Source organism: Klebsiella sp. TF21-TM (assembly GCF_019753495.1).
Lineage (GTDB): Bacteria > Pseudomonadota > Gammaproteobacteria > Enterobacterales > Enterobacteriaceae > Klebsiella > Klebsiella quasipneumoniae.
This window is the reverse complement of record NZ_JAIJYL010000017.1, coordinates 95671-104957: the sequence shown is the minus strand read 5'-3', so window position 1 is coordinate 104957 and position 9287 is coordinate 95671. Positions and strand designations below refer to the sequence as shown.

General features: G+C 57.4%; 10 protein-coding genes. 4 read left to right on the top strand and 6 right to left on the bottom strand.

Translation table 11 applies throughout. The features are described from left to right. Both K5R89_RS17135 and K5R89_RS17130 read left to right on the top strand, forming a co-directional pair. Positions 1-270: MT-A70 family methyltransferase (locus tag K5R89_RS17135; RefSeq protein ID WP_260630710.1), on the top strand; the 270-nt coding region annotated here is incomplete at its 5' end. Further along, entirely contained in the window at positions 267-458 is a 192-nt protein-coding gene (locus K5R89_RS17130) for a hypothetical protein (RefSeq protein WP_186987377.1), read from the top strand. The genes K5R89_RS17135 and K5R89_RS17130, both read left to right, overlap by 4 nt. 16 nt (positions 459-474) lie before the next feature. On the opposite strand, the gene K5R89_RS17125 is transcribed toward K5R89_RS17130, so the two are convergent. The 3 genes from K5R89_RS17125 to guaB all read right to left on the bottom strand — a co-directional run bounded on the left by K5R89_RS17125 (position 475) and on the right by guaB (position 5028). Beyond that, positions 475-1725, bottom strand: a complete 1251-nt coding sequence (locus tag K5R89_RS17125; protein ID WP_110225474.1) for a tyrosine-type recombinase/integrase — start codon at positions 1723-1725, stop codon at positions 475-477. A gap of 191 nt (positions 1726-1916) precedes the next feature. Then, entirely contained in the window at positions 1917-3494 is a 1578-nt protein-coding gene (guaA, locus tag K5R89_RS17120) for a glutamine-hydrolyzing GMP synthase (protein ID WP_008803811.1), read from the bottom strand. 67 nt (positions 3495-3561) lie between these two features. Beyond that, positions 3562-5028 (bottom strand): IMP dehydrogenase, encoded by a 1467-nt coding sequence (gene guaB, locus K5R89_RS17115; RefSeq protein WP_004151980.1) that lies wholly within the window; start codon positions 5026-5028, stop codon positions 3562-3564. A 158-nt stretch (positions 5029-5186) separates the two neighbouring features. Between guaB and xseA the strand changes: the two genes are divergently transcribed. Then, entirely contained in the window at positions 5187-6578 is a 1392-nt protein-coding gene (xseA, locus tag K5R89_RS17110) for an exodeoxyribonuclease VII large subunit (RefSeq protein ID WP_023290630.1), read from the top strand. Here the strand turns inward: xseA and K5R89_RS17105 are convergent. Further along, positions 6562-6780 (bottom strand): zinc ribbon domain-containing protein, encoded by a 219-nt coding sequence (locus K5R89_RS17105; RefSeq protein ID WP_004201901.1) that lies wholly within the window; start codon positions 6778-6780, stop codon positions 6562-6564. The genes xseA and K5R89_RS17105 overlap by 17 nt on opposite strands. Positions 6781-6829: 49 nt before the next feature. Next, positions 6830-7909 (bottom strand): Gfo/Idh/MocA family oxidoreductase, encoded by a 1080-nt coding sequence (locus K5R89_RS17100; RefSeq protein ID WP_217259482.1) that lies wholly within the window; start codon positions 7907-7909, stop codon positions 6830-6832. A 333-nt stretch (positions 7910-8242) separates the two neighbouring features. Between K5R89_RS17100 and K5R89_RS17095 the strand changes: the two genes are divergently transcribed. After that, positions 8243-8602, top strand: a complete 360-nt coding sequence (locus K5R89_RS17095) for a hypothetical protein (protein WP_040216554.1) — start codon at positions 8243-8245, stop codon at positions 8600-8602. Here the strand turns inward: K5R89_RS17095 and K5R89_RS17090 are convergent. Continuing rightward, positions 8595-9137: a plasmid pRiA4b ORF-3 family protein gene (locus K5R89_RS17090; protein WP_004202366.1), complete on the bottom strand. Its 543-nt coding sequence runs from the start codon at positions 9135-9137 to the stop codon at positions 8595-8597. The two genes, K5R89_RS17095 and K5R89_RS17090, sit on opposite strands and share 8 nt — an antisense overlap. Between the last annotated feature and the right edge of the window lie 150 nt (positions 9138-9287).

The window sequence follows — 9287 nt, the reverse complement described above, 5'->3', positions numbered from 1 at the left end:
GACTGTCTGTTTGCGGTGAAAGGAAAGCTACCCAAGCGAATCGATAAGTCGATCTGCCAGCATGTTACGGCACCGCGCCTGGAGAACTCGCGCAAACCGGACGTTATCCGCGAGAAACTGGTGCAGCTGCTTGGCGATGTCCCGCGCATTGAGCTCTTTGCCCGCCAGTCGTCTCACGGTTTCGACGTGTGGGGCAACCAGTGCACAGCGCCGGCGGTTGAGTTGCTGCCAGGCTGCGCAGTGCCGGTAGTGAAGACGGAGGCCGCATGAACATTGCCGAAGAGGCCTCGCTGATACGACAACTCGAAGAGGCGCGCGCCATTATCAACCAGAGGAATGGTGAGATCATTAACCTGCAGAGAGAAGCGGCGCGCTACCGTGAACAGCGGGATTCTGCAAACGCGATGGTTAAGTTCCTGCGCGGACTCTTTGAAAATTCTTCGAAGGCGACACAATGAGCCGCCTCCGGGCGGACTATTGTTCATTCATCCACTTTTCAAATGCAGACGGGGAGAACGGCACCAGGTCGTAATGCTCCCCGTTTATCCATGCATCAACCATATTTGCCCACTGCTGCAGCATGTAGGCCCGCTGCCGGGAATACTCGGCCTTGTTGTAAACCGCCCTCACGCCCTTCTGTTCATGCGCTAGCGCCTTCTCTATCCAGTCTGACGGGAATCCCGCTTCATGCAAAAGCGTGCTCGCTGTGCGCCGCAGGTCGTGCACTGTTAGAGGTTGCAGGCTCTCCCCGGCATCCGCTGCCGCAGCAACCGCGCGATCGATGACTGAGTTCAGAGCAGCATTGGATAACGGCTTACTGGTGCTGTAGCGCCCGGGCAGAAGATAGTCACTCCCGCCGGCACACATCTGCAGGCCTACCATCAGATCCTGCGCCTGAGGCGGAAGGTAGATGACGTGTGACCGGCTCCCCTTCATCCTGTCAGATGGGATCGTCCAGGTTCCTTTGCTGAAATCCACCTCTTTCCACGTCGCCATGATGAACTCGGTTTTGCGTACCATCGTGATCAGGATGAGCTTCACAGCCAGTTTTAAGGTTGGCAACGTGCTGACGGTGTCGAGCGACCTGAACAGCACGCCGATTTCTTCCGGCTGCAGGCAACGGTCACGCGGTTTAAACATGGCGATCGCCGAAGGTTTGATATCTGCGGCCGGGTTGAATAACCCGTGCCCGCGGTCATTGGCGTACCGGTAAACGCTGCTGATGATTTCACGCGCCTGCACCGCCGTCGCACGTCCGCCGCGCTCGACTATGCGATCGCAAAGATCACGCACCATAGGGGTCGTTATCTCGGACATCATTTTGTTTCCGAGAACAGGCAAAATATCCCGGTCGATTACTGATTGCTTCATAGACCGCGTGCTGTCGGCCAGGACCACATGTTTCATGTAGGCGTCGGTATGTACCGTAAATGTTTCGGCGCCGCGGATCCGTTTGATACCGTCACGCTTCGCCGCAGCCGGCGACTGGCCTGCGTTCAGCAGCTTTTTAGCCGCTATCAGTTCATCCCTGGCTTCAGCCAGCGTGATACCGTCACGACCATACTGACCGATAACCAGCGTCTCCCGGCGGCCGTTGATGCGGTAATCGTAACGAAACGAGATGGTGCCTGAGATCAGCACGGCTACGTATAGACCGTCGCGATCGGAGACCTTGTACATTTTGCTCTGCGGTTTCAGGTTTTTGAGTTTGGTATCGGTAAGCACATTTCACCCGTGATGCATCATTTTTCTGACGGTACGAGAGTATACCGTAATGGTAATACCGTCAGGTATACCGTCAAAAAATGTGAGATAGAGTGAATAGTGTTGATGTGATATAAAGAAAAACCCTCTGTAAAAACAGAGGGTTGCATTTCAATTTGAGTAGATATGATTAGCTATAAGGTAGCCGTTAATCATTCCCACTCGATCGTTGCTGGCGGCTTACCGCTGATGTCATACACCACGCGGGAGATACCGTTCACTTCATTGATAATGCGGTTAGAGACGCGGCCGAGGAAATCATACGGCAGGTGCGCCCAGTGCGCGGTCATGAAGTCGATGGTTTCCACCGCACGCAGGGAAACCACCCAGTCGTATTTACGGCCATCGCCCATCACGCCGACGGAGCGAACCGGCAGGAACACGGTGAACGCCTGGCTCACTTTGTTGTACAGGTCAGCTTTGTGCAGCTCTTCGATGAAGATAGCGTCGGCGCGACGCAGCAGGTCGCAGTACTCTTTCTTCACTTCGCCCAGCACGCGCACGCCGAGGCCCGGACCCGGGAACGGATGACGGTAGAGCATATCGTACGGCAGACCCAGCTCCAGACCGATCTTACGCACTTCGTCTTTGAACAGCTCGCGCAGCGGCTCAACCAGCCCCATCTTCATCTCTTTCGGCAGGCCGCCCACGTTGTGGTGAGATTTGATGACGTGCGCTTTACCGGTAGCGGAAGCGGCAGATTCGATAACGTCAGGGTAGATGGTGCCCTGCGCCAGCCATTTGACGTCGTCCAGCTTCAGCGCTTCTTCGTCGAACACTTCCACGAAGACGCGGCCGATAATCTTACGTTTCGCTTCCGGATCGTTCTCGCCTTTCAGCGCGTCGAGGAAGCGCTGCTCGCCTTCGACGTGAACAATGTTCAGGCCAAAGTGGTCGCCGAACATGTCCATCACCTGCTGGGCTTCGTTCAGACGCAGGAGTCCGTTATCCACGAATACGCAGGTCAGGTTTTTGCCGATGGCGCGGTGCAGCAGCATCGCGGTCACCGAAGAGTCCACGCCGCCGGAGAGGCCGAGGATCACTTTGTCATCGCCAACCTGCTGGCGGATACGCTCAACGGCGTCGTCGATGATTTTCGCCGGGGTCCACAGGGCTTCGCACTGGCAGATATCGCGCACGAAGCGCTCCAGCATACGCATCCCCTGACGGGTATGGGTCACTTCCGGGTGGAACTGCACGCCGTAGAAGCGTTTTTCTTCGTTAGCCATAATGGCGAACGGGCAGTTGTCGGTGCTGGCGACGGTGACGAAGTCAGACGGGATGGCGGTGACTTTGTCGCCGTGGCTCATCCACACGTCCAGCAACGGTTTGCCGTCCGCGGTCAGAGAGTCTTCGATACCGCGCACCAGCGCGCTGTCGTTAACCACTTCAACCTGCGCGTAGCCAAACTCACGCTCGTTAGAGCCTTCTACATGGCCGCCCAACTGCATCGCCATGGTCTGCATACCGTAGCAGACGCCAAATACCGGCACGCCGGCTTCGAACACATACTGCGGCGCGCGCGGGCTGTTCTCTTCGGTGGTGCTTTCCGGGCCGCCGGAAAGAATGATGCCGCTTGGATTAAATTCGCGGATCTGTGCTTCCGTGACATCCCATGCCCACAGCTCACAGTAGACGCCCAGCTCACGCACGCGACGCGCCACCAGCTGAGTATACTGTGACCCGAAGTCGAGAATGAGAATGCGATGTTTATGAATGTTTTCCGTCATTGACGCTAATTCCGAGGCAAGTGAAACAGAGTAAATAAATCGCCCGACGCAAGGTCGGGCGAAGAAATCAGGAGCCCAGACGGTAGTTCGGGGACTCTTTGGTGATGGTCACGTCGTGAACGTGGCTTTCCTGAATGCCCGCACCGCTGATGCGTACGAATTCAGCTTTGGTACGCAGCAGGTCAATGGTACCACAGCCGGTCAGCCCCATACAGGAGCGCAGGCCGCCCATCTGCTGGTGAATGATCTCTTTCAGGCGGCCTTTATAGGCCACGCGGCCTTCGATACCTTCCGGCACCAGTTTGTCAGCGGCGTTATCGCTCTGGAAGTAGCGGTCAGAGGAGCCTTTCGACATCGCGCCGAGGGAGCCCATCCCGCGATAGGATTTGTAAGAGCGCCCCTGGTAGAGTTCGATTTCGCCCGGGGATTCTTCGGTACCGGCCAGCATGGAGCCGACCATCACTGCCGCCGCACCGGCCGCGATCGCTTTAGCGATGTCGCCGGAGAAACGGATACCGCCGTCGGCGATAACCGGAATACCGGTGCCTTCCAGCGCTTCCACCGCGTCGGAAACGGCGGTGATCTGCGGCACACCTACGCCGGTCACGATACGGGTAGTACAGATGGAGCCCGGGCCGATGCCCACTTTCACCGCGCTGCAGCCGGCTTCCGCCAGCGCACGCGCGCCTGCGCCAGTGGCGACGTTGCCGCCGATGATCTGCAGGTCCGGGTATTTCGCGCGCGTTTCACGAATACGTTGCAGAACGCCTTCGGAGTGGCCATGAGAGGAGTCGATCAGCAGGACGTCAACGCCCGCAGCCACCAGCGCATCAACACGCTCTTCGTTGCCCGCGCCGGCGCCGACCGCAGCGCCTACGCGCAGACGGCCCTGCTCATCTTTACAGGCATTCGGTTTACGTTCCGCTTTCTGGAAGTCTTTTACGGTGATCATCCCGCGCAGGTGGAAGCTCTCATCCACAACCAGCGCCTTCTCAACGCGTTTTTCGTGCATCTTCGCAAAGACCACTTCACGGCTTTCGCCTTCACGAACGGTAACCAGACGCTCTTTCGGGGTCATGTAGACGCTGACCGGCTGGTTCAGATCGGTGACGAAACGCACGTCGCGGCCAGTGATGATACCGACCAGCTCGTTCTCTTCGGTAACCACCGGGTAGCCGGCGAAGCCGTTACGCTCGGTCAGCTCTTTCACTTCACGCAGGGTGGTGGTCGGCAGAACGGTCTGCGGGTCGGTGACCACGCCGGACTCATGTTTCTTCACGCGGCGAACTTCTTCCGCCTGGCGCTCGATGGACATGTTTTTGTGAATAAAGCCGATGCCGCCTTCCTGTGCCAGGGCAATAGCCAGACGCGCTTCCGTTACGGTATCCATGGCTGCGGAGAGCATAGGAATATTCAGACGAATGGTTTTCGTCAGCTGAGTGCTGAGATCGGCTGTATTCGGCAGAACGGTAGAATGAGCGGGAACGAGGAGGACGTCGTCAAACGTCAGGGCTTCTTTAGCGATACGTAGCATGGGCAATATCTCGACCAGGGTGGATAAATATTGCCGTGGCATTATACAGAGCGTAACCGATTGCATCTACCCTTTTTTGCAAATAATACTTGCCATCCCCTCTGAGCGCGTTACTATCGACTGAATAACCTGCTGATTTAAAGTTTGATCTTGCTCACATGTTACCCTCTCAATCCCCCGCAATTTTTACCGTTAGCCGCCTCAATCAGACGGTGCGTCTGCTGCTTGAGCGCGAAATGGGCCAGGTCTGGATCAGCGGCGAGATCTCTAACTTCAGCCAGCCTTCTTCCGGCCACTGGTACTTCACCTTAAAAGACGATAACGCCCAGGTGCGCTGCGCGATGTTCCGCAACAGCAACCGCCGGGTCACGTTTCGCCCACAGCATGGGCAGCAGGTGCTGGTTCGCGCCAACATCACCCTGTATGAGCCGCGCGGCGACTACCAGATTATCGTCGAAAGCATGCAGCCCGCCGGCGAAGGGTTGCTGCAGCAGAAGTATGAGCAGCTGAAAGCGCAGTTAACCGCGGAAGGGCTGTTCGATCAAAAACATAAGCAGGCGCTCCCCTCCCCCGCCCGCTGCGTCGGGGTCATCACCTCGAAAACCGGCGCCGCGCTGCACGATATTCTTCATGTCCTCAGACGCCGCGACCCCGGGCTGCCGGTGATCGTCTACCCGACCGCAGTTCAGGGTGACGATGCCCCCGGGCAGATTGTGCGCGCCATCGCGCTGGCGAACGCGCGTCAGGAGTGTGACGTGCTGATTGTCGGACGCGGCGGTGGTTCGCTGGAGGATCTGTGGAGTTTTAACGATGAGCGGGTGGCGCGCGCTATCTTCGCCAGCCAGATCCCTATCGTCAGCGCCGTCGGCCATGAAACCGACGTCACTATCGCTGATTTTGTTGCCGACCTGCGAGCGCCGACCCCTTCTGCCGCCGCGGAGATCGTCAGCCGTAATCAGCAGGAGCTGCTGCGCCAGCTACAGGCCGGGCAGCAGCGGCTGGAGATGGCGATGGACTATTTCCTCGCCAGTCGCCAGCGCCGTTTTACCCAGTTGTTCCATCGTCTGCAGCAGCAGCACCCGCAGCTGCGGCTGGCCCGCCAGCAGACCGCACTGGAACGCCTGCGCCAGCGGATGCGCATCGCCGTGGAATCGCAGCTTAAACGCGCCGAGCAGCGGCAAAAGCGCACTGTTCAGCGCCTGAATCACTATAACCCGCAGCCGCGTATCCACCGGGCGCAATCGCGCGTCCAGCAGCTGGAATACCGGCTGGCGGAAACGATGCGTAGCCGCCTCAGCGAGCGGCGTGAACGGTTTGGGCACGCGGTGACCCATCTGGAGGCGGTGAGTCCCTTAGCCACCCTGGCGCGCGGCTATAGCGTCACTTCGGTGAGCGACGGCACGGTGTTGAAGCAGACAAAACAGGTCAAAACCGGCGATCTGCTCACCACCCGCCTGAAAGACGGCTGGGTCGAAAGTGAAGTGAGGCAGATTGCGCCGGTGAAAAAAACACGGGCCAGAAAGCCATCGCCGCCTAAACCAGCGGAATAAACTCCACCCGTTTTTTCGAGATCAGGCCGTGCCCGTGCTGGCAAAAGTAATCCACCGCGCCGCACGCCTTCAGCACCTCCAGCGGCTGGTGGCATTCCGGGCAGCGCGCCTCAAGGGCAAATACCCTTTCGCACTGAGCGCAATGTGCGCTGCTGCCTTTGACATCTAACGGCGCGTGGCACAGAGGGCAATCAAGTTCCATAACCATTCCTTTCAACGTTTATCTGCACCTATTTTATCATGTTCCGGGTTTAATGAGGGCCGCGTAATTGCTGCTGCAACCTGAGCAGCCATTCCACTTCCTCAAGCCGACGCCGCGTCAGCCCGGCCACGCTTTCGGGCGCCCGGGTAAACACATTCTCCGCGCCAAGGATCTGCTCATCGAGACAGTGCGCATAGATCGCTCCGGGCCGGGTCCAGCGCTGGATCCGCTCGCCGTCCTGTAGCGTCGCCACCTCGCCATCAGGGGCGCGATCGAGGGCAAGCAGTCGCCCGTCCCGTAGCCCTATCCGCATTCCCTTTTGCCCGCCCGCGGGACCGGCATATTTGTTAAGCCAGATATTCAGCGGGATATCGCCCAGGCGTCCCTGCAGATGCGCTTCTCCCTCGGCAGTGACCGTATCCCCATGAGCAATATCTCGGCCGAGACGGTCTTTCGTCGCCCGAACGGCGAGGTCCAGCGTCACATCGCCTCCGCAGCCGAGCAGCGTTTCCCGCAGCATCGCCAGGACATGGGTACCGATATCGAGGATCACGCCGTCAGGATGACGCAGCCGCCGGGTATCCAGCTCGCCGGTGGCAAAGTTAAGCGCGACCGGTTCTCCGGCAGCGTTAAAGCCGCTTGGCTCCTGCAAATAGCCTTCTATCCAGGCGATATCCTGCGCTGAAAGGTGCGGCGGCGGCAGGCCTCTGGCCTCCTCTTCCGCCTGCCACGGCGGAGCAAGAGCGTTCAGGGCTAACCCACGCGCCATCCAGTGGTCGAGGGCCAGCACCCGACCGGCCTCCCCCGCCGGCGCCAGCAGCGCCCGCAGCCGCGCGGCCTGCTCAAGGTTGGCCACTATCGGTTTCTCCACCACGATGCGGGGAATGGCGCTGGCTAACGCCCTCTCCAGCACGGGCAGGTGCTGGAGGGATGACGTGGTGATGAAGAGCGTATCCAAGGGTTTGGCCAGCAGCGCCGACAGCGAACTGCAGCGCTGGATCCCCGGCAGCGCTCTGCTGCTGTCCAGGTCATAGCCCTGGCAGCTGTCAATACGGTATCCGAGGCGACGCAGCGCGGGTAAATAGGCGGTTTCCACCACCGCGCCGAGGCCGATAAATCCAATTTGCATGTTTAGTCCACCCCTGAGCCGATCTGTTCCCGGCGAAGTATCGCGGGATTATGGCGGATGGTTTTGACATTTACCGGCATGGCGGCCACAAAAAAACCCGCCGAAGCGGGTTTAATGATTATTTGCTTTTCTTGATGTGAAAGACAATAAAACCCATAAGTACATTGTTTTATATGTAAATTTAAAGTTTGATAATTATTTTGTGCACACCCATGTGTACATGATTTTAGAATGTGCTCCCCTCTTTCACGCAAACTTGAGCATCGTCGCAATCTTGCCGTTACCATTCTTATTGTATGATACATCTATCCCACAATAAGGAATCCCCCAGCCATGAGAATGACCAGCCGCAAAAAAGAGATACTCAGCTACTTTGAGCCGGATAACCTCGAATGGGTGACGGGTGAGATTGGTACGCCGCCGTTCGATGTGTCGGGCGTGGCCTACCTTCTTCATGGCATGGCGTCGTTCGATAAGCGCCACCAGCTAGAATCAACCCGGCGAACTCTTGAAAGTATGGTTGCTGGTGGGTTGCTTGAGCGGGTGACAGTGTACGAATCCCGGCAGATAAAAAGCGGCGGTGAGACTAGCGCAACGGTCGTGCGCTACGGTTTACCCGGACAGTGTGCCGTTGTGCGCGATAATGGCGGCGCTGATAAAGCGATTGATGGGGAATGCTGGCGGGTCAGTTAAGAGCCTGCAATCTGTCGTTAATGCTGTTCAGGTCGTAAACCCGGCGTTCAATATCCAGCATAAGGAAATTGCGTATCTCGGCCTGTTCAGGATTATCAGATTCTCTGGCCTGTAAGAGCAATTCATTGTAACCATGCAATCCCCCCGAATTTTCCGCCGGGGTAGTCCCCCTCCCACGCAAACAGCTAACAGGCTGGATGCTGGTATCATGTGTTTGCTTCTCCAGCACAATAAGGCAATCCCACCAGTCGCCAAAGTCATACGTGTAAACCAGCTTGTCACCCTCATTCTGGATCGCCGCCCATAGTGGCGTGATTGCCGCATTATCCATGCTTTCACCCTCACCCCATACGCGATACTCGCTACCTAGATCACCTTTACGGCCTTTCTCGAACATATACAGATGTTCGTCATTCCAGCCAAAAGCCAACTGGATCACCGCGTGAAGTTCACTAAAGGGGATTTGCTCTGGAACCAGCACACGCCGCCATATTGGTGGTTTGCTGTCTCGGATGGTTATCTTTAGCTGGTACATGCAAATCCTGAATAAATGCGAATCGGAAGGATAACGATACTGACGCACTCACAATTCTGTAAAGGTGAATAAAGGTAATTTGCTTAATAAGCATAAGTTACATGCGGAATAATCCCGTATCTACCTGCGCGGCGCTGGCTTCTTCCACTG